The 26,246-nt window shown below is 48.3% G+C and carries 23 protein-coding genes; 8 read left to right on the forward strand and 15 right to left on the reverse strand.

Going from position 1 to position 26,246, the window contains the following annotated elements:
• Window positions 1–8 precede the first annotated feature (8 nt).
• The 4 genes from PMI05_RS19940 to PMI05_RS19955 form a co-directional block, all read right to left on the reverse strand.
• Window positions 9–896: a carbohydrate ABC transporter permease gene (locus PMI05_RS19940; RefSeq protein WP_007725605.1), complete on the reverse strand. Its 888-nt coding sequence runs from the start codon at window positions 894–896 to the stop codon at window positions 9–11.
• Window positions 897–2,051, reverse strand: coding sequence for an alkaline phosphatase family protein (locus PMI05_RS19945; protein ID WP_007725606.1), 1,155 nt, complete (start codon window positions 2,049–2,051; stop codon window positions 897–899).
• Complete coding sequence (locus PMI05_RS19950) at window positions 2,048–3,136, reverse strand: ABC transporter ATP-binding protein (protein WP_007725608.1); 1,089 nt, start codon at window positions 3,134–3,136, stop codon at window positions 2,048–2,050. The genes PMI05_RS19945 and PMI05_RS19950 overlap by 4 nt, the downstream gene beginning before the upstream one ends.
• Window positions 3,137–3,430: 294 nt before the next feature.
• Window positions 3,431–4,018: a TetR/AcrR family transcriptional regulator gene (locus tag PMI05_RS19955; RefSeq protein ID WP_007725610.1), complete on the reverse strand. Its 588-nt coding sequence runs from the start codon at window positions 4,016–4,018 to the stop codon at window positions 3,431–3,433.
• A 155-nt stretch (window positions 4,019–4,173) separates the two neighbouring features.
• Between PMI05_RS19955 and PMI05_RS19960 the strand changes: the two genes are divergently transcribed.
• A complete protein-coding gene (locus tag PMI05_RS19960) occupies window positions 4,174–4,734 on the forward strand; it encodes a hypothetical protein (RefSeq protein ID WP_007725612.1) in 561 nt (186 codons plus the stop codon).
• 14 nt (window positions 4,735–4,748) lie between these two features.
• On the opposite strand, the gene PMI05_RS19965 is transcribed toward PMI05_RS19960, so the two are convergent.
• Window positions 4,749–5,504 carry a DUF4241 domain-containing protein gene (locus PMI05_RS19965; RefSeq protein ID WP_007725614.1) on the reverse strand — a complete coding sequence of 252 codons (756 nt, stop codon included), beginning with the start codon at window positions 5,502–5,504 and terminating at the stop codon, window positions 4,749–4,751.
• Between the two features lie 180 nt (window positions 5,505–5,684).
• Here PMI05_RS19965 and PMI05_RS19970 point away from each other — a divergent pair, with 180 nt between their 5' ends.
• Entirely contained in the window at window positions 5,685–6,863 is a 1,179-nt protein-coding gene (locus tag PMI05_RS19970) for an oxalate decarboxylase family bicupin (protein WP_007725617.1), read from the forward strand.
• A 39-nt stretch (window positions 6,864–6,902) separates the two neighbouring features.
• On the opposite strand, the gene PMI05_RS19975 is transcribed toward PMI05_RS19970, so the two are convergent.
• The 6 genes from PMI05_RS19975 to PMI05_RS20005 all read right to left on the reverse strand — a co-directional run bounded on the left by PMI05_RS19975 (window position 6,903) and on the right by PMI05_RS20005 (window position 14,693).
• A complete protein-coding gene (locus PMI05_RS19975) occupies window positions 6,903–7,976 on the reverse strand; it encodes a glycerophosphodiester phosphodiesterase (protein ID WP_007725618.1) in 1,074 nt (357 codons plus the stop codon).
• Window positions 7,977–8,168: 192 nt separating this feature from the next.
• Window positions 8,169–9,398: an MFS transporter gene (locus PMI05_RS19980; RefSeq protein WP_007725619.1), complete on the reverse strand. Its 1,230-nt coding sequence runs from the start codon at window positions 9,396–9,398 to the stop codon at window positions 8,169–8,171.
• A 64-nt stretch (window positions 9,399–9,462) separates the two neighbouring features.
• A complete protein-coding gene (locus tag PMI05_RS19985) occupies window positions 9,463–10,062 on the reverse strand; it encodes a TetR/AcrR family transcriptional regulator (protein WP_007725620.1) in 600 nt (199 codons plus the stop codon).
• 437 nt (window positions 10,063–10,499) lie between these two features.
• The gene (locus PMI05_RS19995) at window positions 10,500–11,705 is read right to left on the reverse strand and encodes a chromate transporter (RefSeq protein WP_007725622.1); all 1,206 of its coding nucleotides are present in this window, start codon (window positions 11,703–11,705) and stop codon (window positions 10,500–10,502) included.
• 120 nt (window positions 11,706–11,825) lie between these two features.
• Window positions 11,826–13,625, reverse strand: a complete 1,800-nt coding sequence (locus PMI05_RS20000; RefSeq protein WP_007725624.1) for a peptidase — start codon at window positions 13,623–13,625, stop codon at window positions 11,826–11,828.
• A gap of 3 nt (window positions 13,626–13,628) precedes the next feature.
• Window positions 13,629–14,693, reverse strand: a complete 1,065-nt coding sequence (locus PMI05_RS20005) for an AAA family ATPase (RefSeq protein WP_007725626.1) — start codon at window positions 14,691–14,693, stop codon at window positions 13,629–13,631.
• Window positions 14,694–14,940: 247 nt separating this feature from the next.
• Between PMI05_RS20005 and PMI05_RS30555 the strand changes: the two genes are divergently transcribed.
• Both PMI05_RS30555 and PMI05_RS20015 read left to right on the forward strand, forming a co-directional pair.
• Window positions 14,941–15,930, forward strand: a complete 990-nt coding sequence (locus PMI05_RS30555; RefSeq protein ID WP_007725628.1) for a hypothetical protein — start codon at window positions 14,941–14,943, stop codon at window positions 15,928–15,930.
• 158 nt (window positions 15,931–16,088) lie between these two features.
• Window positions 16,089–17,630, forward strand: a complete 1,542-nt coding sequence (locus PMI05_RS20015; RefSeq protein ID WP_007725629.1) for a VWA domain-containing protein — start codon at window positions 16,089–16,091, stop codon at window positions 17,628–17,630.
• Between the two features lie 9 nt (window positions 17,631–17,639).
• Here PMI05_RS20015 and PMI05_RS20020 read toward each other — a convergent pair whose 3' ends face one another.
• Window positions 17,640–18,251: a DedA family protein gene (locus PMI05_RS20020; protein WP_039961065.1), complete on the reverse strand. Its 612-nt coding sequence runs from the start codon at window positions 18,249–18,251 to the stop codon at window positions 17,640–17,642.
• Between the two features lie 132 nt (window positions 18,252–18,383).
• On the opposite strand from PMI05_RS20020, the gene PMI05_RS20025 reads away from it, so the two are divergent.
• The 3 genes from PMI05_RS20025 to PMI05_RS20035 all read left to right on the forward strand — a co-directional run bounded on the left by PMI05_RS20025 (window position 18,384) and on the right by PMI05_RS20035 (window position 22,324).
• Window positions 18,384–19,232, forward strand: coding sequence for a helix-turn-helix domain-containing protein (locus PMI05_RS20025; RefSeq protein ID WP_238543333.1), 849 nt, complete (start codon window positions 18,384–18,386; stop codon window positions 19,230–19,232).
• 79 nt (window positions 19,233–19,311) lie between these two features.
• Entirely contained in the window at window positions 19,312–20,796 is a 1,485-nt protein-coding gene (locus tag PMI05_RS20030) for an amidase (RefSeq protein ID WP_007725634.1), read from the forward strand.
• A gap of 94 nt (window positions 20,797–20,890) precedes the next feature.
• Window positions 20,891–22,324 (forward strand): DUF1254 domain-containing protein, encoded by a 1,434-nt coding sequence (locus PMI05_RS20035; RefSeq protein ID WP_007725636.1) that lies wholly within the window; start codon window positions 20,891–20,893, stop codon window positions 22,322–22,324.
• Window positions 22,325–22,378: 54 nt separating this feature from the next.
• Here the strand turns inward: PMI05_RS20035 and PMI05_RS20040 are convergent, their stop codons facing one another.
• The 3 genes from PMI05_RS20040 to PMI05_RS20050 are packed head-to-tail and all read right to left on the reverse strand — an operon-like array spanning window position 22,379 to window position 25,388.
• Window positions 22,379–23,305 (reverse strand): glycine betaine ABC transporter substrate-binding protein, encoded by a 927-nt coding sequence (locus PMI05_RS20040; RefSeq protein WP_007725637.1) that lies wholly within the window; start codon window positions 23,303–23,305, stop codon window positions 22,379–22,381.
• An 11-nt stretch (window positions 23,306–23,316) separates the two neighbouring features.
• Window positions 23,317–24,162, reverse strand: coding sequence for a proline/glycine betaine ABC transporter permease (locus PMI05_RS20045; RefSeq protein WP_007725639.1), 846 nt, complete (start codon window positions 24,160–24,162; stop codon window positions 23,317–23,319).
• The gene (locus tag PMI05_RS20050) at window positions 24,159–25,388 is read right to left on the reverse strand and encodes a glycine betaine/L-proline ABC transporter ATP-binding protein (RefSeq protein ID WP_007725641.1); all 1,230 of its coding nucleotides are present in this window, start codon (window positions 25,386–25,388) and stop codon (window positions 24,159–24,161) included. The genes PMI05_RS20045 and PMI05_RS20050 overlap by 4 nt, the downstream gene beginning before the upstream one ends.
• Before the next feature lie 260 nt (window positions 25,389–25,648).
• Between PMI05_RS20050 and PMI05_RS20055 the strand changes: the two genes are divergently transcribed.
• Window positions 25,649–26,197: a GbsR/MarR family transcriptional regulator gene (locus PMI05_RS20055; protein WP_007725643.1), complete on the forward strand. Its 549-nt coding sequence runs from the start codon at window positions 25,649–25,651 to the stop codon at window positions 26,195–26,197.
• The last annotated feature ends 49 nt before the right edge of the window (window positions 26,198–26,246 follow it).

The raw sequence follows: 26,246 nt of genomic DNA on the forward strand, positions 1-26,246 counted from the left end.
CTCCCACCTCATTTGGTAAACAGTAGTTTGGACAAGAAGAAATTCAATGCGCTAATCAAGAGACACATACCTAAGAAAATCATTGCCAACGCTGAAGCTGGTCCGGTTTCAAAATATTCAAAAGCGAGCACGTAGAAGTAGTACAAGATGGTCGAAGTCGCTCCTGAAGGTCCGCCCTGCGTCAAAATATAAATCTGATCATAGGCTTTGAGAGAATTCAGCGTAAAAAAGACGAACAGAAAAACAAGAATCGGTGAGATCGCAGGCAAGGTGATTCTGAATAATTTTCGTAATCCTCTCCCTCCATCCAAATCATTCGCTTTCTCTACTTCAGGGTCCAATTTCGCGAGAGCAGAGGAAAGCAGCAAGATCCCCAGCCCCATGTACTGCCAGATGGTGACGATAATGACGACAATCATCGCTGTCGTTTGTCCACCCAGCCACTTCACTGGCTCCATACCGATCCCTTTCAGGACATAATTGACAATCCCCGAATCGGTATCGAATATGCTGACCCATACCATGGACACGACCACAGTCGGCGTGATCCACGAAGAAAATGCACTCGCCACAAAGAAATGGCGAAGCTTCTGTATTTTGTTTAACCGGATCGCTACGAATAGCCCGAAAAGAATCGGCGGAACGACTGTAAAAAAGGTAAACACCAAGGTGTTCAGCAGCACCTTCCCGAAGAAAGCATCGCTCATCAAGTTTTGGTAGTTTTCCAGCCCTACGTAGTCGTAGTCAGGTGAAATATAGTTCCAGTCGGTAAAACTGATTTGGAACGTTTTGATCATGGGGTAGATCCAAAAAATAACTAACGGAATCAGTGTCGGCAAAAGTAACCCAAGCGACCATGCGTTATCCTTGATCGTTTTGCTGATTGGTCTGCCCATTTACTCGTACTCCTTGAAGATGTCTTTGATCAGTTGCCCGTCACATGGATGGGCGATTCGGAACAACTGCGCCAGTGTGGGTGCAATGTTTTCGATGTTTGTTTCTTCAATCACTTTGCTTTTCGTAAACGCATCCCCTACGCACAAGAGAAATCCATTCATCTCATCGACATTCGCGGGATGATACCCGTGCAAGCTTTTCATCTCCTTGTATTTCGGCTGTTCGGGAAACGCGATATCTTCGCCGCATACCGTATGCTTCAAATCGAGGATACCGAATGGCCTGCACGCTGAAGGAGTGTCCTCTGCCAACTCATAAAAGTGATGCACTTCTGGCATCTGTTCAAAAAACGCCATGATTTCTTTGTTTTGCTGATGATCTAACGAGCTATAAAACAACAATGCCCCGCTGCCGTCCCCGACGAATCTGATTTGTTTGTTACGAAAATGCTGCTTCCACTGGCTTTTAGCCAAAATCTCATTCGGGTAAAAAAACGAGTGAATATCGCTTTGACCATGATCCGAGAAAATAATCAGGTTGAATGGTTTTTGTGTCTTTTTCAACGTTTGCTCGATTTGATCGAGATACGTAAGGAGTTCCTTTAGGCACCGCATTGCCTCAGGCGAGTCTTTCCCATATTGGTGAGACAGCGCATCATAACCGATAAACCTTGCTGCGATAAAATCATAGGTTTCCGTTTTGATCGCCCGCATCGTTTCACGCAGTGCGACATGATCGATTTCCTCTACTGAAACCTTTGACTTCAGCTTTTTTTTGCTGCCCGATTCCGTAATCAAATGGTGAATATACGGATTTCCGGACGTCATGGGCCAATGAATGCAACAGCTCGTCCCTGCCTGTCTCGCCAACGAATGAAAAATCGTCTGCTTATGAAGTGCTTCGTTGCAAAGAATCTCGTGGTCGCCATACAACGCCACTCTTTCCATCGTTTCCGTGCGAGCTACGATATTATCAAAGACACCATGCTTACCCGGTTGGCTCCCAGTCATCGCTGCCGCATGTGCGGTAAATGTGACCGAGGGAAACGTCGTGATCAGTTTTTTGCAGAAGGAGTAATCATTTTCTATCCAGTGCTGCGCGTAAGGTTCAAAGCTTTGATAGCTGATGCCGTCTAACGAGATGAGTACATTCATGGGCGGCACCTCAGATTCTTTTGCGTGTGCTTGTCAAATACATGGACATGGGCGGCATTAATCCCTACGTTCACCTTTTGACCCTTTGCATACGTCTGGGTAAAGCTTTTTTTCAAGATGAAATTGCTCTCTTTATACTTCAGATGGATCAACACATCCGTTCCGATAATTTCCGTGAACAGCACCTCCATGGCAAGTGTATCGTCACTGCTTTCGGTGAGAAAGCAATGCTCTGGTCTGACTCCCGCGACAATCTCAGGAGCTTGTTCCATCACGTCGAGCGGGAGATTGGTTACCAGCATCACCCCGTCTACCTCCACGTAGACCCGGCCATCTCGCTGAATCAGACTCGCTTCCATATAATTGATGGGCGGTGAGCTTATGAAATTGGCAACGAACATATCTACTGGGCAATCGATGATTTCCAGCGGCGTTCCGATTTGTCGGAACTTGCCTTCCGCCATAATCGCGATTCGATCCCCTAAGGTAACCGCCTCCACCTGATCATGCGTCACGTAAATGAACGTTGAATCCAAGCGCTCGTGCAGCTTTTTGATCTCAATTCTCATTTCATTTCGCAGCTTGGCATCCAGATTGGACAACGGCTCGTCCATCAAAAAGACCTTTGGCTCCTTCACGATCGCTCGCCCGATGGCTACCCGCTGTTTTTGCCCGCCGGACAATTGGCTGGGGAACCGTTTCAACAAATGATCAATTTGCAAAATATCCGCTGCTGCCTTGATGCGCTGTTCTCGCTCTGCTTTTTTGATCTTTTTTATTTTCAGGCCGTATGCCATGTTTTCGTATACGGTCATATGCGGATAAAGGGCATAGTTTTGAAAAACCATCGCAACTCCCCGATCCTTTGGCTCCACTTCATTGACACAAACATCACCAATGTACACATCGCCTTGGGTGATCTCTTCAATCCCGGCAATCATTCTGAGCAGCGTAGATTTTCCACATCCGGACGGTCCCAATAACACCAGGAACTCTTTGTCTTTGATTTCCAGACTGATATCGTCCAGGGTGTATTTATCGTTCGTATATTGCTTGGACAATGACTTCAGCATAATACTCGACATGTTGAAAACCCCTTCATCATTCAATCTTTATTGGACAATTGTTATTTTTTTCATATTCACACCAACAATCTATTTTTTGTTCAAAAATGTTTGTACATTCATCGTAATCCACCATTGTTAACTGCGTATCAAAGCCCATTGTGTTCTTTGTAAACCAACGCACACGACGAAAAAAAGCAATCAGATCAACCTTTCCTTGATCCGATTGCTTTTCTTTATGAGAGTATTTGTATGTGTTTCTTATCCTGTATGAAGAATGGACCATCTTTTTCGTAAAAGAAGTGTAAAAGTCAGTTAAAGAAATAAGGATGCAAGATGATGCTCCAGCACTTTCGTAATCCGTTCCCCATTGACACGTTGTGGCTCTAGATAGGCATGCAGCGCCAGACCATCGATGACGGCATAGAGCTTCTCTGCTTCCATCTCTTTGTCCAGCTCTTTGCGTAATAGATTCAGTTGATCGGCAGAGTCCAACAGCTTGCGAACGCCGGCATAGATCCCGTCGTGCTGTGCATCAAAGCCTTCTTTCTTGTGTCGGAAGTACACGGTAAAAGCAAACCACACTTCCATTTCGACCATCTTTTCTTGATTCGTAGGGAGTAGCTCCAGAAAGATTTTGGTGATTCTCTCTTTTGGTGCCCATTCTTCATTGGCGGCAATTTCAGCAATTCGAGCTGTCGCCCTCTCTTTTACGAGCTGCATGGCATACATCAGCAGTTCATCCTGTGTTGCGAAGTAATGTCGCAGAGCACCTAATGAAAGTCCTGCTTCTTTTGCTATGCCCCTTACCGTCGCTCCCTCCATTCCTTGCTCGACAATGACACGCCACGTTGCTTCTGCTATTTGTTCTCTTCTTTTCTCATGATCGATTATTTTTGGCATAGTTGTATTTTAACAAGATTGGCAAGGGACAAGCAACTTTAATAATACGATTGTATTATTTTAAAAACGATGTTAAAATTCTCTCTGTTAGTACAGTTGTATTATAAAAACTTCTCATACAGGAGAAGAAACTTCCGAAAAGGGGACCTATTATAGTGAATTTTGTTGCATGGATGATTGTCGCATGCGAAATTGCATTTTGGGTGGTCATTGTACTTGGCCTTTTCACAAGGTACGTGCTCAAACAAAAAAAGGCCGGGCTTTTTCTTCTCGCCCTGACGCCTGTTGTTGATGTGGTTTTGCTCCTCGTTACGAGCGTGGATTTGTATCATGGTGCTACCGCTACGATTCCTCATGCGCTGGCTGCCGTTTATATCGGGGTATCGCTTGCGTTTGGGAAAAGCATGATTCAATGGGCGGATGAAAAATTTCAGCAGTACGTCACCAAGCAAGGTACGGCGAAGCCCAAGTTATACGGCATGGAGTATGCCAAGCATTACGCCAAAAGCTGGTTTAGCCATCTCTACTCCTATGTAATTGGGGCGGCTCTCTTAGCGGGGACCATCTACTTCATCGATGATGCGGAGCGAACTGCTTCTTTATGGCATATTCTCCGGCTATGGACCGTTGTTCTGGGGATTGATCTGTTGATTACAGCCAGCTATTTTCTTTTTCCAAAGAAAGATAGTCGAAACACCGTTTCCAAAAATGATTAATGAGAGGCTTCCTACTAGCTTTCGTCTTCGCTGTCATCCTCACCAAATGCGAGTTCAATGTAAATAAATTGAATCACCAGCTGGCATATTTGATCGTTTTCATCCAACCCAAAATAGACAGGATAGGCACCATCCCCAAATCCCGTCTGAATCATCGGAATCGATAAATCAGTGCCTGGTATCGTCCAATTTATATAATCTCCAGCGCTTCTCTGGTATTTTGGATGGTCTTTGTAACTTTGCGCAAAAACACTAGCGAAATAATCATCATAAATATTGCCCTCTGGATTCTCTTTTTTCCAGCTATCATAAAAGTCCAGATAAGCATCCCTCGTTTTGACATCTACCACAGTAGCAAGGCCTGCATCCACATTAAAGCCAAAATATTCACCTTCCCCTAGATTTTCGAGGTCCTCGTTTCCAATGAGGGCTTCCGTAAATTTTTGGGGAGTTTTATCTGTGAACTCCACCTTAGCAGCTGCATACCTGTAGTGATCTTCCTCAACAGTTACCACACAAACGGTTAAAGGGAAGGTTCCTGTAGGGACTTTTCGAAAATATGGGGCACTATTTCTCTCCAGATACACAAGTGGATCACGAACCATGATGTCCCCAGTGGGAATCGTGATTTCCCCCAAAGAAAGCAAGTTGATTGGTTTCCCACTGATCTCACTTGATGTGAAATAGGTGTGTAAATCAACAAGGGGCTCTAACGTCTGCTTTTTTTGTTCATATCGTGCTAACCATTGCTCGTTTGGAATCTTAGTCATCTTTATACCCATCCTACTATTGTCAATTTGTAAATCACTCCTAAAATTATACAAAATCGCCCATCGAAACGGTAGACCAGCTTGGATGTTTGCATAACAGGCAAGCCGATGCATAGGCATGGTTAGTGGATGAAGTACGACAAAAATATGCATGTCCAAGGATGAAGGAGGTTGCCCCGAATGAATCCGCCAGACAAAGGGAATCCAATTCCTCAGCCGATGAGGAGTGACGGGACCGGATGGGTCGATCTCGGCCCACGAAACGTCATGCGTGATCGGCAAAATCCGAATATGCTAGTTCCTCCCGTCACAGATGCGGGCTTGCTGCCTAATCTGAAATTTTCCTTCTCAGATGCCTCGATGACATTAAATCATGGCGGTTGGTCCCGTGAAATCACCATACGCGAGCTGCCAATCGCCACTACACTTGCGGGTGTAAACATGAGCCTGACGCCAGGTGGTGTGCGCGAGCTGCACTGGCATCAGCAGGCGGAATGGGCTTACATGCTGCTTGGTCGTGCACGAATTACATCTGTTGACCAACGCGGACGGAATTTTATCGCAGATATCGGCAAAGGCGATCTATGGTATTTCCCTCCCGGCATCCCCCACTCGATTCAGGGATTAGAGGAAGGCTGCGAGTTTTTGCTCGTTTTCGACGATGGGCAATTTTCCGATCTGAATACGCTATCGATCTCCGATTGGTTTGCTCATACGCCAACAGATGTGCTTTCCGCGAATTTTGGTGTGCCTGAACCAGCCTTTGCCGACATTCCTTGCAAGCAAGTGTACATTTATCAGGACGAGGTTCCGGGTTCCATCGAAGCAGATGAAGTGGAATCTCCGTACGGAACCGTCCCCCTCCCTTTTTCCCATCGCTTACTCGCCCAACGTCCCCTCATTACACCTGGAGGCAGTGTGCGCATCGTCGATTCCCGCAACTTTCCGATCTCCAAAACAATCGCAGCAGCACTCGTAGAGCTACGTCCCGGTGCCATGAGAGAGCTGCATTGGCATCCCAATAACGACGAGTGGCAATATTACATTTCAGGCCAAGCGCGGATGACTGTTTTTATCGGAAACGGGAACGCCCGAACTTTTGACTACCAAGCAGGTGATGTTGGCTACGTTCCTTTTGCGACAGGGCATTATATCCAAAATACCGGGACGGAAACGGTGTGGTTTTTGGAAATGTTCAAGAGCGACCGCTTTGTCGATGTGTCGCTAAATCAATGGATGGCGCTCACCCCGCATGAACTCGTCGAGTCCAACCTGTGTGTAGGTCCTGAACTATTAGACGCCTTGCGCAAGGATAAATGGCCCGTTGTCAAATATCCTGGATATGGCTATGTCCCGTGAATGCAAGAAAAGACCAGCCCGAATGGACTGGTCTTCTTTTTACTTCTCTTTTTTGGGAGTCTTGTAGCTCTTCGGTTGCTTCAGACCACGCTGCTCCATAACCTCACGCAGACGGTCCGGGTAATCCGTAATGATCCCGTCTACGCCATCGTCGATCAGCTTGTTCATCGTAGGGGCGTCATTGATCGTCCACGGAGTCACCTTCATCCCGACCTTGTGCGCGTCTTCTACCATTTTCTTCGTGACATAGGGCACATAATTCTCGTCGGTGACTTTGCCGTTTTGTGGAGAGCCATGCACGGGAGAGATAGCGTCTGCACCAAATGAGTGGGCCGCCGCCACGAGGTCTCCTCCAAAGTCGTCAATGTCGATTCCGCCCAACCACGGTGAAGCTCCCGGTTGACCTGGCTGCAAGAATTGCGCACCGTTCGTCAGTGCCACAATCGGCAAGCGCGGCTCAACCTCTCTCATGCGCATGAGCGCCCCCCAGTCAAAGCTTTGGATCGATACCCGATCAAGCATCCCGGCATCGCGGACTTCGCGAGCGACGATTTGCACGAAATCTTCACGCGGAGCGGTTTGCTCAGGTGCTCCCGCCTCTACCTTCGTCTCGATATTCATCCAAACATGATTGGCCTTGTAGTCCTTGACGAGATCAAATACATCGCTCAACAGCGGCATCCCAGCACCTGGGCTTGGACGTTGCTCTGGGTATTGCGGCAATGTCTGTGTGCCACAATCCAGCATGCGTATTTGGTCGAGAGTCAGGTCCTTTATGTACTTGCCAACATACGGATACTCAGGATCACCAGCGAAAAGTGGGCCTGTATCTCTGCACTTGGCACCCGAAATCTTGCGGTCATGCGTAATAACGGCCTGCTTGTCCTCCGTGATTTGCACGTCGAGCTCGAGCGTGCTCACACCTAATTCAAGAGCGTGGGAGAACGACGCCAATGTGGATTCTACTGTGAGTCCGAGTCCGCCGCGATGAGCTTGAAGATCGAACTCTTTGGGAGAAGTTTTTGACCAGTGCGAATTCCCGGCGGCAGAGGCGACTGGTGCTACACACATCATAAGGGCGGCAGTTGCTACCATCACTTTTTTCATCATCATTTGCTTCACTCCTTATAGTATGTATTACCCTTCCCACTATAAAAGAATGATGTAAATTTCCATTTCTATCTCTATTAAGTAATCATGAAAGATTTATTTACCCGAATAATGGAACAGCGGCGAACTAAGACCTGAACATAAAGTCTTAGATTCGCCGCTGTTTTATTCAGCTATCTTATCTCATTCACTTCATCATCCCTGAATGGACGCTTGACTGGAAGCCGCATTGGCATCTTTCAGGTTGCGGTTTTTCACTCCTAGTGATAAGACGAAACAGATAAGCAAAATCAGACACGCTAGTGCATACGGATAGTTGATATCCACATCGAATAAAAATCCAGCTACGATAGGACCTGCAATATTGCCAAGACTGGTAAAGGCTGAGTTAAGGCCAGCAACATAGCCCTGTTGATCCTTTGCAAGCATCGACATTTGGGTACTGATGGCTGGTCGCAAAATATCGATTGCCAGAAATACGATAAAGGTAACGGCAAAAATCATCCAAAATCCGTGAACAAAAAGCGTCAGAACAATAAACAAACCAGCAAAGAGCAGACAGACTGAAATGACCCTTTTCTCGCCAAAGCGATTCATTATCCAGCTAAAGGCAGTAAGCTGAACCACTGCACCTGCTATTGACCCGAATGTAATGATAAACGCGATATCTTTCGGCTCAAATCCAAACTTATGGTCGACAAACAATGAAAAGACCGTTTCAAAATTAGCAAGTCCGAAAGACATGACAAACACAATGATCAAACTGAAAAAATAAGGCTCTCGATAGGAGTACATTAACTGAGAAAGAAGACTGCTTCGTTGTTTTTCATTAGAATGAAAGTCCGATAATGCTTCTTCCGTAGGTTTCGATTCCTTGAGGATTAACAACGTGATGCATGCAGCAATCAGTCCCGCAATTCCTGCCGAATAAAAAGGTACGCGAATACCAAATTCAGCAATGTATCCTCCAATGCCTGGACCGATAATAAAACCAGTCGTAATGGCTGCCGTAATATACCCCATCCCGGCCGCTCGTTCTTCATTCGTTGTAATATCTGCTGCGTAAGCCATTACGGCTGGCATAATCAGTGCGGCACTGATGCCGCCTAGCAACCTAGAAACAAACAGCAGGACTGGAGAATTCGCTATACCGAACATCCCTTCTGAGATAGCGAATACGACCAAGCCGATCACAATGATCTTTTTTCTTCCGAATGAATCGGCCCATCGCCCGGCAATTGGGGAAAAAAGAAGCTGCGTCAGCGAAAAGGCTGCCACTAACAGGCCGATAGTCCCCCCGGTAATCCCCAAACTCTCCATGTACTTTGGCATAATCGGTATAACAAGCCCGATCCCCGTAAAGACAAGGAAAATATTGAACATCAGAATCAATAGGGCTCCCTGATTTTTTAATAATAAAGCCATTTACTATTCCTCCAATCCATCACAAAACACTGAATATCTATTCTAGATAAACACGTGAAAAAAGCTAGCGGGACGGTTTGACAATGCCAAATAAAAACACATCCATCGCTAACCGAAAAGTCGCCAGCGCTTCCTCTCGTTCCATTCGTCGCGAGTGTTGATTTAAACCAAACATCAGGCTGTCCAGGATAATGGCGACTCCGGTTACATTCGTCATTTCAAATTCGCCGTTATCGATCCCCTTCTGGAGCAACTGTTGATTAAAGTCGATATAGCCTTGGATCATTTCGTTGATACGATCCTCCACATCCGAAGGCTTCTCCGACATGTCGAAAAATTCATCAGCAGCCTTGGTCAGCGGATGGTTCATAAAATCGGTCGCAAAATGTTCAGCCATTCCATACAATTTATCGATCGAGGTCGTGTAGAGCTGTTCCTTGACCAGCCACTTCTCTTCCCATTCGCTGTTCCAAACTTCAATCAGATGTAAAAACAGCCCTTCCTTGCTTTTGAAATGATAATAAATGTTACCGCCGCTGTATCCAGTAGCTTTCACGATATCTTCTATTGATGTGGCCTTGTAGCCTTTTTGCATAAATAAAATTCTGGACGCATCCGCTATTTTCTTCTTGGTCTGCTCTGTTTGCTGCTTCTTTTTATTCAACGATCTTTCACCAACTTCCCAGCCAACAATACTGAACTTTCATTCAGTATTATAAGCGTTACAAACATAGTTGGCAAACCTTCTTTGGTTTGAGTCAACATAGTGGAGGAGAAGAAAAAGCACAGTTCTCTTCGACTCTGACACGCCAGCAGGGGGGATTCACTGGCCGTCTCCACTTCAAAAAGGGGACCGTCGAGCCAAAGCCACCCTACGGGCGGAAGTTTCTCAAGGAAGCAGTGTTCGACAAGCGGGTCCCCTTTTTGAAGTTCTGACTGGGCAGGCGTTGTCAAGGTCTACGAGCTCTGTGCTTTTTCTTCTCACCAGCTTTATTGGTTCATTTGAGACCTTTTAAAACTTAGGATGATAATGACTGCCTATCTAAAGTATAGACCCACGGAATTTTTACTTTCCAATATGATAAAAAAGCTGACGTCAGTCTAAGACAGCAACAGACCGTACAATGCCCCAGTTACCACAACCAGCCATGGCGGCAGTTTCCAGTGCTCCAGCATGATAAACAAAATAGCTGCTACCGCAAAATCCAGCGGAGCAAGAATGGTACTCGTCCAAATCGGATCGTACAGGGCTGCCAGTAAAATACCGACGACTGCTGCATTCACCCCTACCAGCATTCCTTGGATTTTCGAATTTCTCCTCAAGGAATTCCAAAACGGCAATGCGCCGATGACGAGTAAAAAGGCCGGTAGAAAAATGGCAGTCGTAGCCACTACTGCACCGACTCCTCCTGCAATCATTGCTCCCAAATAAGCGGCAAAGGTAAACAATGGCCCTGGTACTGCTTGTGTAGCCCCGTAGCCGGTAAGAAATGCTTCTTCCGTTATCCAACCTGTCGGGATTACCTCCCTCTCCAGCAAAGGTAATACAACATGACCTCCGCCAAAAACAAGTGAGCCCGCACGGTAAAAGCTCTCAAACAGCGCTAGCAAGGAAAATCCTGTGCTCTCTCGGAGGATGGGCAGCACAAGCAAAAGTCCGAAGAAAACGATCCAGCACGCAATGGCTAGTGCACGACTGATCGGCACACGAAATTCAGGGTTCTCCGAAACTTTTTGCTGCCGGAAGATAAGCAACCCTGCTATTCCTGCTAGAATCATGACAGTGACCTGACTCCATGCAGAATGCCACAACAGCGTGATGGTAGCAGCGATGATCGCAATCGTCACCCGTGTTCGATCCGGGGCCAGCTTTTGTCCCATCCCCCATACGGCATGAGCAACAATCGCGACAGCTACTAATTTTAGACCGTGAATCCAAGAAACACTGCCACTGTCCACTCCTTGTAAAGTGAACGCAAATATCAGGAGAGCCAATACCGAAGGCAGAGTAAAGCCGATCCATGCAGCAACCCCTCCCCACAATCCGGCTCGCATGATTCCGATTCCGATCCCTACCTGACTGCTTGCGGGACCAGGGAGGAACTGACAAAGCGCAACCAAATCCGCGTAGCTTTGCTCATCCATCCATTTTCTTCGTCGAATGTATTCGTTGTGAAAATAACCGAGATGCGCGATGGGACCACCGAATGAGGTCAATCCCAGCTTGGTCGAAACGAGAAAAACTTCACGCACAGCTTCCCATCTACTTATTTGGTGCCCAGTTTCTTCTAGGAGATTATTCTTCACTTAGCTGTACACCTCTCCGCTTTCCGCTACATCATACAAGCTATTTTATCGCTTTTCCTACCCTTTCATTGTAAAAAGATCGTGAAGAAGGCTCCGCATCGATACGGAGCCTAAACCCTACTATTCCATCCGAAATACCGGTCCTCTCGCCACGAACGGCAGATTACTCCCCTTCGGCAGCATGATGGCATGACTACGGATTACTTTAATCCGATCACATTCCCCATCAGTAATGATCAAAATCGGACCGTCCTTTGGAAAATCGGATGCTTTCTCAAGCATGTCAATGCCCGGCTGCAGGATCGTTCCCCCGCGTCCTTTTACTTTGACGCGCCCTGCAATGTCCTCGGGAGAAAGGTAGCCCGCATCATGCGCCTGCGCATCACAAAAGACCACGCGCGCATACGGAACATCTCGCGCTACACTGTAACTCGCGATCGCCCCCAATGCTTTGCCGAGCAGCTTGGTATCCATCGAGCCGGATGTATCAATCACGACGCCAAACGTGCGTGCCAGCTGGTCCGTTTCCCGAAAGCTCCAGGCAGGACGGGCAATGTCAGGTGTAGAAGACTGTCTGCGGCTTGCCCTTGCATACGTGCGGCTCTTTTCCAACGGTGGAAAATGCTCGTCAAACCAACGGGCAAGCTGAACATCCCACGGGATCGGCGGTTGCCCCAAGGCGCGAATCTCTTCTACCAAACCCGCAGGCAAAAGCCCTCGCCCTTTCTCCTGGTGGTAGATCAAGCCTTGCGACATCGCATTGCGATAAAAGTCATCCAGCGTCGTTCCCGGACCCTTTTCCCAAAAACGCGGATCGTCGCCATCCAGAATATCGCCCATGCCGATTCCACGTAAGGTGTAGAGCTTGCGATACGTGCGCATGTCCGTCACGATTCGGTCGTAAATCGTTTCTGCCGAGAGTCCCTTCAAGTCTGGATCGTACAGTCCGCCAATTTGCGGAAAACGTCCCACACCGAGCTCCATCAGCCATTGATTAATCACGTAATCGCAGCTGACATTCCAGTAATACGGGTCGCGGCCTTGGCAGCGCTCATGGTGGCGCAGCCCAGCGTGCAATAGCTCGTGTGCCATCACGAATTTGCATTCCTCTTCATCCAAGCCCGCCGCAGGATTGATGAAAATTTCGTTGGATGTTACATCAATGGCTGCCACCGAGATTTGCAGCCGTTGACAGATCTGCGAATCCTCGATAATCGTGAAATGGCTCGCTAAGGAAGCCAGCAATGGATAATGATTGATGAACCAGCGCTTGGCCTTTTGTGCCTCAGACAGCTGGTTCTCTTCATTCCCGAGAGCATCGGAATAGCCGCCCGCTACGCTGACAGCACTTTGCACCGCCTGTGCCAGCCCGATCCCCAAGAGCCGCTCCCACTTCACATCTCGATTGTAGGTGTACCGTACGTATTTATCCGAGAAAAGCATATCTGCCTGTTTTTCCCCGCCCGTTCCAAACAACTTCAAATGCTCCGGCACCCCATGCTCCACGAACCAGTCATACAGCTCCTCTTCGCTCTTTCCCGATTTATCCAGCTCAAAGGCCATTTCAGCAGGAGGCTTCCCCAGCTTCATGTCTCTCAAAAAACGCGTAATATAACAATCGCATGCGATGTTCCACAATATCGGCTGCTCTTTTTCCACAAAATGTCCGAAGCCCAAATGCAGAAGTGCATGTGCGAGAACATAAATCCATTCCCCGACTTCCCCTCTGCGCTTCGGATGCGCGTACAAGCTGCCTTCCCGGGTCACGACTACCCAACCGTTATCCGGACAAATACTTCGCTCGGAACGAGTAAAGTGTGCTCGCGAGGACAGCGGACCAAACATCGGGTGATGACTCAAAAAATGTACAGCCTGCTCGTAGTTTTGCGTCGCCGGATCGTTTTGAACTCCTCTGGCCATTGGCTATTTTCCCTTCCTGTCCATGGCCAATCGCGGTAAATCACGAATTACCTCTACAACGAACCAGTCTGGCAATCCGTCGCCATCCTCGTGCCGCGCCACTACCATCTGCGCCATTTCCAGAGAGATGGAAGCGAGCTCCTTTAAGAGAGCTTTCGCTCGGTGTGCAAACCGTTTATGCTGCTCCCCCACGGAGGCTTTATCCGCTGGCAGTTCTTTTTTGATCTGCGAACGGAATGAATCGGCCAGAAAATACAGTACGTCCCGATCCTCTGGAGCCGTTGGGAAAGAAGCCTCTCCCTCCAAAATACGGTTGAGCTGGTATTTGCCTTGAATATTCTTGTGAAAAGCCCGAAATTGAGCCGCATGCTGGGGCGTCAAGCATCCGAAGGCCAGTACCCCCACCATCTCTGTCGTCAAGTTCTCACCGAATTCGTTCAGGGCATCAGAGAGCATGTGCCAGGAACGCGGAGTAGAAAACGGTTCCTCGCTCTTCGGTGGCTGCGACCACAAATAGTCCGGGCGCACCTCCAAAAATTGCAGCACGTAGGAATGAATGCCGTTGCTGTACGCCCAATTCATCCATTGTTCATACGAGACTAGCAATTGGACATGGAACATCCGGTTGATCAGAGCAGACGACATCGGTTTGACAATCGCGCTATCCTGCGCGCGGTTTCCGGCCCCAATCACAATGGACCCTTCTGGCAGATGGTAATCCCCAATTCTCCGCTCATGAATCAGACTGTAAAACGCCTTTTGCACTTCTTGCGAGCATGCATTCAATTCGTCAAGAAACAAGCAGTACGGTTCTTCTCGCGCAATTTGCGCAGGTGGGCAAAATCTGCTTTTCCCGTCTACGATCTGTGGGACACCAATAATATCCTCAGGTGCCAGCTGACTACCCAATAACGATACGCAAGGCAGGCCCACCTGCTCGGCAAACGCCTCGACGAGAGACGACTTGCCGATTCCTGGTGCGCCCCAAATAAATACTGGACGAGCTACTGCAACGTTTAGCAGCACATCCATCAGTTGATTTTGCGTTACTTGAATTCCTAGATTCATTTCATAACCTCTCTTGTTTGATTGATTTTTGCAGTAATCTACCTCTTTCCATGATTGATTTCCATTGACTAGAGCGACCGTCACACCACAAATATTTCCTAATATTACAAGAAGATTGAATAAGGAGCAAGAAAGAAAGGCATCACATGGTAAACCGTACCTGAATAAAAACAACGAAACCGACCAATCCCCTTATACACAGTATCGGAATAGGATGAAAAGATATGAAAAAAGGAGGACGTTTCATTTGTCACAAGCAAATATCCCCAACATTACCCCGCTCATTACCATCACACAAAGCCAAGTCGCAAACTTGCTACTCGCATCCATCGCATTGGAAGAGCTAGGGTTAAGCCATATCATTAACGCAGAGGCGGAAAAGCTTCAATATGTCCTTGGTACACTTCCAGGATTAACAGGTCCCCCTGCAACCATTAGTGATTTGCTGAATGTGAATTCTAGTGTAGTCAATACGCTCAGAGAGATAACAAAGAAAGAGATTTTGCTGAACAACAAGCTGAATTCCGTATTAACCGCATCGTCTATCGCTAGTCTCACAGGACCAACAGGAGCCACTGGAGCAGATGGAACAGGAACAACTGGGGCAACCGGTGCTACTGGCGCTACTGGCGCTACTGGTGCTACTGGGCTAGGAGAAACGGGTGCGACAGGAGTCGGCGTGACCGGGGCTACAGGGGCGACCGGAGCTGGGGTCACTGGAAGTACTGGTATCACGGGGGAAACTGGCGTTACAGGAGCCACGGGTGTAACGGGTGCAACCGGTGCAACAGGCGCGACGGGTACTGTTTCCAGTGTTTTCGGTAACTTCTGGCTATCCTCCGCTATCGATATTTCGCCAAATACGATCGTCCCGCTTCATGTGTCGAATGCAGACAATACACTTGGCTTTTTACTCGCTGGCGGGCAAGTGACCGTACCTGCAAGCGGCATCTATCTCATCAGCTATCGTGTTACTACTGCACAAGCAAGTGAAGTGTCTTTCATTATCAGAAGGAATGGCGCCAATATTACGGGCTCTGCCGGAACTTCAAGCAGTGCGGATAGTGCAGAGGATGGAAATGCATTCGGCATGGTTACCTCTTTCACCCGGTTAGCATCAGGAGACATCGTAGACATATTCCGTACGGGAGGTATCGCAGACCAGTTTTTGCAAAGCTTCGCAGACGGAACGACAACGGTGACCGGCTTCCTCACTTTAGTGAAGATTGCCGACTAACCCAAACATAAATCATTTCACCACTCGGAGCCGCAGCTACGACTCGATCCTGGCTGTCGTTGCGAGTGAAGCTCTTGCTGCGTACAAGCCTACTTCTCCTCCTTATGTAACATTCCTTTTTTTACCACGTCACATAGGCAAAGGGGGAATAAAAAAAGATGAGAAAAATCGTGAAAGCCAGTGGTATCACCATATTGGTCGCATCCCTGATCGGATGCAGCTCGAGCGAGCAGATCGCAACAAGAAGCGAAAGCGGAAACAAACCAGCAGCATCTGTTGCGCAAAGTCAAAACAATCAGGTAGCCTCCAGTCCAAGTCCTCCCAGCCAACTAGCTGATTACGCCCTGAAAAAATCGGTCGATCCCCTCCCCAATGACATGTACTTCAAAGATTACGGCACCAACCAATTTGTCTCGACAGCGAAGGACCGCCTGTCTACTTTTGCCGCTGATGTGGACACTGCCTCTTACACCATGATGCGCAATTTTATAAAAGACGGGAATCTCCCGCCAGCAGAAGCAATACGGGTGGAGGAATTCATCAACTTCTTCCCCACTTCGTATCCCGCGCCAACCAATCAGACATTTGCAATTCAGGCCGATAGTGGCCCCTCTCCCTTTCAAAAAAATCTTCAAGTAGTGCGAATCGGGATCAAAGGAAAGGAATTACGCGTAGAAGAACGGAAGCCCGCTACTCTCGTTTTTGTCATTGACATATCTGGCTCGATGAATCGGGAAAACCGATTAGAGCTGGTGAAAAAAAGCTTACATGTTCTTGTTGATCAACTCCAACCTACAGATTCAGTAGGGATCGTCGTCTATGGATCAGAGGGACGCGTTCTTTTGCCCCCAACCTCTGCCGAAGACAAACAGACGATTTTATCAGCCATCGATGAACTGCAACCCGAAGGCTCCACCAATGCGGAAGAAGGACTGGTGCTCGGTTATGAAATGGCGGCCCGTTCCTTCAAGCCTACTGCCATTAACAGGGTGATTTTATGCTCCGACGGGGTAGCCAATGTAGGAGAAACAGGGTCCGAGGGCATTTTGCGTTCGATCGAGGACTATGCGCGAAAAGACATTTACTTGAGCACCTTTGGCTTTGGCATGGGAAATTATAATGATGTCCTGATGGAGCAGCTGGCGAACAAAGGAGAAGGCAACTACGCCTACATCGATACGTTTTCCGAGGCGCGCCGCATTTTTACGGAATCATTGACAGGCACCCTCCAAACGATCGCTCGTGACGTAAAAATTCAGGTAGAATTCGACCCTAAGAAGGTAGACTCGTATCGCTTGATCGGTTATGAGAACCGCGATGTCCGCGACAAAGATTTTCGCAACGACAAGACAGATGCGGGTGAGGTCGGCGCTGGCCATAGTGTGACCGCTCTTTATGAAGTGAAGCTCGCTTCCCCTGCCCATGCAGATCTCGGGACGGTTCGCGTGCGCTATCATCATGCCACTTCCCAAAAAGTAGAGGAAATCTCCGAGCCCGTGAAGGTGCAAAATGCCTTGTCTCCCGATGTGACGTTCCTTGCTGCTGTAGCAGAGTACGGAGAAATATTGCGAGAGAGTCCGTATTCCGAAAGAAGCTCCCTTAGCGATGTACTCAAACTGGCGGAAGCCACAGCCACTGGAGAGGAACAGCTCGAATTTGTCCGCTTGGTAAAAGATAGCATGGCGATCAGCAGGAACTAATGCTTGTTCCTAGGCTCTGGTGTCACGCCTGTACCTCATCCAAATATAAACCATCATTCCAATCGCCGAACTGATTAGCAAAAATGTGATGCCGTAATGACGTATATAAACGACAACCTTGAGCCACTCTTTCTCAAGCGCCTGTCCCAACAGTAAAAAAGTGACACTCCAAAGAAATGCGCCTGCGTAAGCAAAAAAAGCAAATCGTCGAAACCCCATCGTGGAGACCCCTGCCAAATAGGCGGTAATATGACGGACGCCAGGCAAAAAATAGCCGATCAGCAATAGGTATGGACCGTACTTGGCAAACAGCTTTTGGGTTGACTCTATTTTTTTCGGCGAAATATGCAAGTACGGTCCAACCTTCATAAGCAACGGCAGCCCCCACTTCCACGCGATGGAATAGCTGATCGTAATCCCTACTGCCGCTCCCAAAAAGGCGCTCAGCACTGTAAAAGGCATGTGCAAAACACCACGGGAAACCGCATAGCCAGCGTATGTCATCAGTACCTCATCGGGTATGGGGAGCCCTACAACACCAAGTGTGAGCGAAAAAAAGATGCCGACATATCCATATTTCATCAAAAAAAGATCCAGATGCTGCTCCACGGCTACCTCCAATAATGTTGTCCTACTTCATTGTATTCTCTCCCTATTCTTTGACATTCTGGCTTTTTTACAAAAAATCAGGTCAGGGCATATGGTATCCTAAAAAAAATCTTATTTCCTTTTTCAGGTGACGCTATGAACTATATGGAGCAAATAACATATGCCCTCTCTTTTATCGAAAAGCAGTTAACGGAAAAAGTCACACTCGATGAAGTGGCCTCAGCCGCCGGATATTCCAAGTACCATTTTCAACGGTTGTTTTTTCACGTGACAGGAGAAACTGTCGGCCAATACATTTCGAAGAGACGCTTGACCGAGGCCGCCAAAGCGCTGTTGCTAGAGCAAAAGAGCGTGACGGAGGTCGCCTTTACATACGGCTTTGATTCTCACGAAGCCTTTACTCGCGCCTTTACCAAACGCTTTGGCCTGCCTCCTTCTGCACTTAGGCGATCTGGAAAAATGCCGCGGTACACAATGCTGGAGCGTATCGAGCTACCTTATTTGGAAAATATTCAGCTGCAATCGATTGAGCCCGTCTATGTCCCTGCCCACGAAGAACTGAACCTGGTAGGCTACTCCTCCACTACCCGTTCGACAACAGATATTGTCCATTGCTGGAACCGATTGGGACAGAAAATCGACGTACAGAAGAACCAGAAGTGTTATGGGGTCATTCGCTACCCAGATGCTTTCGGGCTTTCGTTGAGCTTTGCCTATTTTGCTGGCATACACACTACGGAGCAGGTTGGCACAGACGGATTGGAATCACTCACGCTGCCTGCATCTGGTTATCTTGTTTTCCCTCACAAAGGATCGGTGCAAAATCTCAAACTGACGTATCAATACATATACGGGAGCTGGATGACACATGCATCCGCATCCGACCAGCTTAATGCCCGATACGATTTTGAATACTACGATCACCGCTTTCTCGGAAATGACCATCCTGATTCGCTTTGCTTCATCTATATACCCGTTCTAGCCCGAGAATAGTCGATAGCGGTTCGCATTTTCGATCAAGTTTTCCTCGTTTTCCTGTCGTACGCTAGACGTGTGAAAAGGAGTGAATCGAATGAAAGAACTGACCTATTTGACAGCAACGGAGATGGGCACTTGGATTCGCGAGCGGAAAATAAGCGCCGAAGAAGCTACCCGGCATATCTTTAAACGAATCGACTCTCTCAATGGCAAAGTGAACGCCATCGTCGCGTATGATGAAAAAGCTGCGATCGAAGCCGCCAAACAAGCAGATAAAGAAATAGGGGAAGGTATCTACCGCGGGCCTCTTCACGGGGTACCAATCACAATCAAAGATTCTTTTGCCACAGCAGGACTCGCCACTACTTCTGGTTTCCCACCTCTAAAAGGCTACATTCCACAACACGACGCAGCAGTCGTTAGCAGACTGAAGCAGGCAGGAGCCATCATCCTGGGCAAAACGAATGTCCCTCCTCTTCTGATGGACATGCAAACAGACAATGATATTTACGGTCGGACGAATAATCCATGGAATCTGGAGAGAACAACAGGCGGTAGCAGCGGAGGATCGGCAGCCGCAGTTGCTGCTGGGCTTTCCTATTTGGATATTGGCAGTGACATTGGCGGTTCGTTGCGTGTTCCGGCTCATTTCTGTGGCGTACTTAGCTTGAAGCCGACAGAAGGAGCTGTTCCGGCAAGAGGACACATGCCCGGCTTTGAAGGAATGTCTGATTTTACATCGTCTCGTCACTTGGCCTGCTACGGTCCTCTGGCCCGTTCGATTGAAGACCTGGAAGTAGCGTTTTCCATCATTAGTGGTGGAAACGGCAACGCTGGCCTACCTCATGGACCACAGGTCATGGCCCCACCCCTCAAGGAGCAGCCCCTACACATTCGCTGGATGGAGGAGCTGCCCGGCTACCCGACGAGTCGAGGTATTCGCGATCAGTTGCGTCGCTTTGTCAAAATACTGGAGCAACAAGGCATGCGCGTAGAACAAGTGACGGCACCACCCTTAGATTTACGCAAAACTTGGGAAACATGGGGAAAAATTATCGACGCGGAGTTAAACTCTACGACACCTCCACTCATTCGTGGTTTAGCTCATCTCATAACGATTCCGATTTATCGGCAGATTCCCACGGCTACCATGCTCATCCCGCTGACGTTCAAAAACTACATGCGTGTCTTAACCATTCGGGAGCAGCTCATTCGCAGCTTCGAGCAATTCATGGCCGACTGTGACTTGTTCTTGTGTCCGGTTAGCTGCACGACAGCTTTCCCACATATGGCAAAATCGAAAGTGTGGGGCTACAAGCCGCTTTACAACAAACCCTTGTACGTAGACGAGAACCCGCAAAACTACTGGGCTGCTACGACTTTTTATACGAATCTGTTTAATGTCACCGGAAGTCCGGTCGTAACGATGCCGATTGGTTTTGATGTGCAAGGTCTTCCTATTGGCATACAGTGTGTGGGCAAGCGATGGCGTGATAGGGAATTGCTAAAGGGAGCATCGAAACTGTATGAGACCTGCCCAGAGTGGCGGGCGCCTGAAATTTCTGTGGAACCGCATTGAGAATAAAATATTCCAGCCCAACTTGCATAAAGCCCCTTTCCTATGAAGAAAACTACCAGAGCGAACCCCATTTCTGGTAGTTAGGAGGGGCTTTATGCTTCCATTATTGAAAAAGCGCCTGACACTGATCGTTTCTATGCTTTGCATGACGCTTTGCATGACGCTTCACCTGTCCGGCCTGTCCTTTGCAAAAGAGACAACAAACGCTCCATCTGTCCAACAGTCACCTCTCTCCCAAACGAAGTCGTTTCTTCAATCGCAGGAGAGGCTTGCCTACTCGCTCGGCATTCAAGCATACATCTATGGCTATCCATTAGTGATGTCCGCCAAAACGATGGAAGCCATGGTCAAAAATCGGGCGCCAATCAACCAGTTTTATTATGCGGACACACTCGCTTCCCCAGCTTATCGGGATATCGTGACGCCGAACTCCGATACATTGTATATGAGCGCATGGCTGGATTTGTCAGAGACGCCCGTCCGCATGACTGTCCCCGCCAATCCGCAAAACCGCTACTATACCGTGCAAATGCTGGATGCGTACACAAATACGTTTCGAAATGTCTCCAATCGTTCCACCAAACAGCAGGCCGGGCAATATATCATTGCAAGCCCACAATGGAAAGGGCCTACCCCTGCCCATATACCTGTGATCTACGCCCCTACGAATACCGTCTGGCTCATTGGACGTGTCGAGGTAAAGGGTGAAGCTGATTTGCAGCAGGCTGTCTCGTTTGAAAAACAAATCGCGATTGCCCCTGTCCACCCAAAATTGCAAACGGCACATGTTCCCGAAGCGCTTCCCCTTGATGTGTTGTCATCCCTTTCCTTTTTTCAAGTCATGACGAAATGGATCCAGGGCAATCCTCCGCCCGAATGTGATCGCGTCTTGCTCGATCAATTCGCTCAAGCTGGGATCGATGTCCAAAAAGGCTTTGATCCTTCCGCGCTCGGTCCAGCCAAACTTGCGGGCCTACAGCATGCCTTACAGGATGCCCCGTCCATCGTGCAAAATGGCTTTCCCGGCTACGCCACCTTCCGTAATGGATGGGGCTCCTTTTCCCCCATCGGCACATATGGAAATCAGTTTCTCGCCCGTTCCTTTATCGCCTATTCCGGTATTGGAGCCAATGTGCCGAGTGAGGAAGCCTATTATCGTGCATTGACAGATGGATCAGGAAAACCACTGACGGGAGCCAAAAGCTATACACTGCATTTTACAAAGGAACAGCTTCCCAGGACGTCTGCATTCTGGTCGATCAACGTCTATGACAACCAACTGTTTTTAGCCAAAACAGCGGCCGATCGTGCATCGGTTCGCAGCAATACAGGAACGCTAGCGTACAATCCGGATGGCTCCCTCGATCTGTATTTGCAACAGCACCCGCCCAAAGGCAAGGAAGGCAACTGGCTCCCTCTCCCTGAAGGCGAGTTCAATCTCGTTTTGCGGGTATTTGCACCGGAGCCTGCAACGCTGGACAAACAACACGCTTGGCCTGCTGTCACGGAAAGCAAGCCAATACCGTAACACAACGAAAAAGGCACCGCCCCATCGTGAGCGGTGCCTTCGGTATTGAGTCTGTTACTTCTTTAAATCTTCAATGGAGTTGATCTCCATATAGGCTGGAACAGCCAAGCCCAGCTTGGTTCCTTGCAGGTTCGGACCGAGGTCCTCTACGTCTTTCCCCAGCTTTTCCATGTAGTCTGCGTGCGTCGTCGGCAGCCATGCTGCTACCATTCCGTCCACATCGCCGTTTGATACCCCTACCCACATTGGGCCGGCTTCTACTTGGCTAAGCTCCACCTTGTATTTCAGCTTTTGCTCCAGAACCGTCTTCACCACATTCGTGCTGGCGATTTCAGAATCCCACGCGACGTACGCGAGCGTCAATTTTTTGCCTTCTGCAGGCTGGATGCCTTCTACCCACTTGTTGACGGTAGCCTCATTGGTTTTCACCCATTCGGCTGCTGCCTCTTCCGGCTTTTTGCCGCCCTCGATATCGAGCATTACTTTTTCCATGTCCGCAGGTGTCCACGAAAACTTGTCGAGGAACGCATATGCACTTGGGTGCTCCTCCTTCAGTCCTTTACGCACGATGGTATGAATTTGCTCATCCTTACCGAAAGTACCTTTCGGATCTTCGAGGTATTTCATCTCAAACTTGGAGAACATCCAGTGAGGTGTCCAGCCTGTCACGATAATCGGCTTTTTGTCTTTGTAGGCTTGTGTCAGAGCTGCCGTCATAGCTGCACTGGAGCCCTCCACCAGTTCCCAATCTTTCAGATCGTAGTCCTTCATTGCTTTTTCCGTCGCTTTCATCAGACCAGCGCCAGGATCAATTCCGATAATTTTATGATCCACTTGTGCTCCAACGCTATTCGGTGCAGACGTACCGGTATTGCCCTCGGCAGGCTGATTTCCCTGCGGTGTTCCCGCATTTGAACATCCTGCCATCACCATACTGAGTCCGAGTGCGACTGCCAGCCCTTTCAAGGCGCCTTTTTTCATGAAAACCCCTCCTACGCGTTTTTTCTCTTTCCAACACTTTGCGTGAGACGATCCAGCAAAATCGCTAAAATAACGATGGCCAGCCCCGCCTCAAAACCTTCACCGATCTTGATCTGTGTTACGGCACGATATACGTCCGCCCCCAAGCCTTTCGCTCCAATCATAGAGGCAATCACGACCATGGACAGCGCGAGCATAATGCTCTGGTTAATCCCGGCCATCATTGTCGTCTTGGCAAGCGGTAGCTGTACCTTCGTCAGCTTTTGCCAGTAGGTAGAACCGAACGCTTCAGAAGCCTCGATCAGATCGGCAGGAACTTGACGAATTCCCAGGTTGGTCAGACGGATCGTCGGTGGCATCGCAAAAATGACAGAAGCGATAACCCCCGGTACTTTACCGAGCCCAAAGAAAAAGATGGCAGGAATCAAGTACACAAACGCCGGCATCGTCTGCATGAAATCAAGCAGCGGTGTGACGACCTTTTGCACGGAATCATTCTTCGCGCACCAGATACCGACGGGAATCCCGATAATCACCGAGATCAACCCTGCCGTCAATACCAGCGCAAGTGTTTCCATTGAATGCTCCCAATAACCCAGATTCTGAATCAGAAGAAGTCCAATGAAGGTAAAAAGAGCAATTGCCACTTTGCCAGCGCGATAAGCCAGCAGTGTAAACAAAATGATCAGGACCCAAAACGGGATTCCTGTTAGAATCCATGAAAACAAGTCAACGGTTCCACCGATTACAGCTGATATGAAGTCGAACAAGAAGCCCAAATGCTCTTCCAGTCCATCTACAATCGTTTCTATCCAACTGTCGAGCGGCAGCTTCGGAAATAATTGGTTTTGACTCATGATGGATTCACCTGCCCCTCTTCAATCGTTGGCTCTGGAACTTGTTGTTGATTTACTTTTCCTGCCAATCCACCCAAGACGGCTCCTTTTACAATCACGCCCAACAGACGATTTTGTTCTCCTGTAACCGCCACGGGAATATCTGAAAACGCGACAAGGTCAAACATCTCATTGAGAAGCGTCTGTGGTCCGACAGTCGGGACCTCAGTTCGCAGCACGGATTCCAACGATTGTCCTGCTTCCTTGGCTCCGTTTACTGCGTCTGCCGTCAGCACACCCAGCAATGTTTTTCGTTTATCCACCACGTACAAACTGGAGACACCGCGCTCACGCATCATTTGTAGTGCGACGCGAGGCCCTCTGTCCAGTGTGATCGTCTCTGCCCGCTTCATTACTTTTTCAGCAGACAACACCTTGGAACGATCCACATCCTCTACGAAGCGTTCTACGTATTCGTTTGCTGGATTGGTCATGATTTCTTCCGGAGAGCCGATCTGTACGATCGCACCGTCTTTCATTAGAGCGATTCGATCCCCGATCTTCAATGCTTCGTCCAGATCATGCGTAATGAAAATAATGGTCTTCTGCATGGTGCTCTGCAGTTCCAACAGCTCATCCTGCATGTCCTTGCGAATCAACGGGTCCAAGGCACTGAATGCCTCATCCATCAACAGCACATCGGGTTCATTCGCGAGTGCACGGGCGAGGCCCACACGCTGCTGCATCCCGCCACTCAGCTGATCCGGGTAGCTTGCTTCCCAACCGCCGAGTCCGACGAGTGTGAGTGACTTTTTCGCTTTTGCCTCACGCTCGGCCTTTGGCATCCCTTGAATCTCCAGACCGTACTCCGCGTTTTCAAGTACCGTCCTGTGCGGGAACAAGGCGAACTTTTGAAATACCATTCCCAGCTTCTTTCTTCTTACATCCTGTAACTGCTCGGTGTTCATACTGACGATATCCGTACCGTCAATCAGGATTCTGCCTTCTGTTGGTTCAATCAACCGGTTCAACAATCGAACCAAGGTCGACTTCCCGCTTCCCGAAAGCCCCATGATGACGAAAATTTCGCCTGCATGCACCTCAAAACTCGCTTGATTCACCCCAAGGGTAAGACCCGTTTCCTTCAAGATTTCTTGTTTGGTCTTCCCCTGCTTCACCTGGGACAATGCGCGTTGGGGTTGGCGTCCAAAGATTTTGGTCAAATTCTCTACTTTGATCTTGGGCATATGGTCACCTCCAACTTTTACGCCCGGCATCCGGACTGTTCTTTACCCTTACAATTGTAACCAGCCAATTTTTTTACCTCAAACTGGATGAGGAATGATAATCGGGCATTTTCAGCGTTCAGAAAAAACTTTACGTACTTTACTTCCTGTATTCTCAGTTTATCACGTATATACTGTACAACATCTCCATTTACTTTTTGCTTTTTGAGACGTACAATTCTAGTCAGGTTACTATGACTAGAGGAGCTGCTTTTTTCAAAATGGATACCAATCAGGAAAAAATCCTCGAAAAAGCTCAGGAACGCGTGATTGAAACGCTAGCTCGCAACATGGATCTGTATGGAATTACCATGTCAACGGGACTGCTGTATGGCACATTGCTCTTTCAGGACAAGTCAATGACACTCGATGAGATGGGCGAAGCACTGGGCATGAGCAAAACCAGCATGAGCACTGGCGTCCGCACATTGATGGACTTAAATATGGTAGAAAAGATATGGAAAAAAGGGACACGGAAGGATCATTACGAGGTCAACCTGGATTGGTACCAGAACTTCATCGACCTCTTTTCCGTGAAGTGGCGACACGCCTGTGAACATAATGTACACGCCTTGAAAAAGTCGCTCCTTGAGCTTCGCGCTCTCCAGAAATCCGAGGAGCTTACGGAAGAAGTCAGGGAACGTGTTGACCTTAGCATCAAACGCATTGAAAATGGGTTGGAGTATTATCTGTGGCTGTCCCGTTTGATCGACTCCTTCGAATCACATGATATCTTTCAGTTTGTACCGAAAAAGGAAAATGAATCATAAGAAGTTCGCAATCGAAAAAGACTCGTTCCTTCCTATAGGAACGAGTCTT

Origin of the sequence: Brevibacillus sp. BC25, from assembly GCF_000282075.1 — a bacterium.
In the GTDB taxonomy this organism is placed as follows: Bacteria; Bacillota; Bacilli; order Brevibacillales; family Brevibacillaceae; genus Brevibacillus.

Excerpts from the sequence above, each read along its gene's own strand:
- PMI05_RS20015 (WP_007725629.1), top strand. The coding sequence starts at position 16,089 with ATGAGAAAAATCGTGAAAGCCAGTGGTATCACCATATTGGTCGCATCC.
- PMI05_RS20045 (WP_007725639.1), bottom strand. The coding sequence starts at position 24,162 with ATGAGTCAAAACCAATTATTTCCGAAGCTGCCGCTCGACAGTTGGATA.
- PMI05_RS20000 (WP_007725624.1), bottom strand. The coding sequence starts at position 13,625 with ATGGCCAGAGGAGTTCAAAACGATCCGGCGACGCAAAACTACGAGCAG.
- PMI05_RS20050 (WP_007725641.1), bottom strand. The coding sequence starts at position 25,388 with ATGCCCAAGATCAAAGTAGAGAATTTGACCAAAATCTTTGGACGCCAA.
- PMI05_RS19975 (WP_007725618.1), bottom strand. The coding sequence starts at position 7,976 with ATGATGATGAAAAAAGTGATGGTAGCAACTGCCGCCCTTATGATGTGT.
- PMI05_RS20035 (WP_007725636.1), top strand. The coding sequence starts at position 20,891 with ATGCTTCCATTATTGAAAAAGCGCCTGACACTGATCGTTTCTATGCTT.
- PMI05_RS19970 (WP_007725617.1), top strand. The coding sequence starts at position 5,685 with ATGAATCCGCCAGACAAAGGGAATCCAATTCCTCAGCCGATGAGGAGT.
- PMI05_RS19945 (WP_007725606.1), bottom strand. The coding sequence starts at position 2,051 with ATGAATGTACTCATCTCGTTAGACGGCATCAGCTATCAAAGCTTTGAA.
- PMI05_RS19940 (WP_007725605.1), bottom strand. The coding sequence starts at position 896 with ATGGGCAGACCAATCAGCAAAACGATCAAGGATAACGCATGGTCGCTT.
- PMI05_RS19980 (WP_007725619.1), bottom strand. The coding sequence starts at position 9,398 with ATGGCTTTATTATTAAAAAATCAGGGAGCCCTATTGATTCTGATGTTC.
- PMI05_RS20030 (WP_007725634.1), top strand. The coding sequence starts at position 19,312 with ATGAAAGAACTGACCTATTTGACAGCAACGGAGATGGGCACTTGGATT.
- PMI05_RS19955 (WP_007725610.1), bottom strand. The coding sequence starts at position 4,018 with ATGCCAAAAATAATCGATCATGAGAAAAGAAGAGAACAAATAGCAGAA.
- PMI05_RS20025 (WP_238543333.1), top strand. The coding sequence starts at position 18,384 with ATGGAGCAAATAACATATGCCCTCTCTTTTATCGAAAAGCAGTTAACG.
- PMI05_RS20040 (WP_007725637.1), bottom strand. The coding sequence starts at position 23,305 with ATGAAAAAAGGCGCCTTGAAAGGGCTGGCAGTCGCACTCGGACTCAGT.
- PMI05_RS20005 (WP_007725626.1), bottom strand. The coding sequence starts at position 14,693 with ATGAATCTAGGAATTCAAGTAACGCAAAATCAACTGATGGATGTGCTG.
- PMI05_RS19965 (WP_007725614.1), bottom strand. The coding sequence starts at position 5,504 with ATGACTAAGATTCCAAACGAGCAATGGTTAGCACGATATGAACAAAAA.
- PMI05_RS19950 (WP_007725608.1), bottom strand. The coding sequence starts at position 3,136 with ATGTCGAGTATTATGCTGAAGTCATTGTCCAAGCAATATACGAACGAT.
- PMI05_RS20055 (WP_007725643.1), top strand. The coding sequence starts at position 25,649 with ATGGATACCAATCAGGAAAAAATCCTCGAAAAAGCTCAGGAACGCGTG.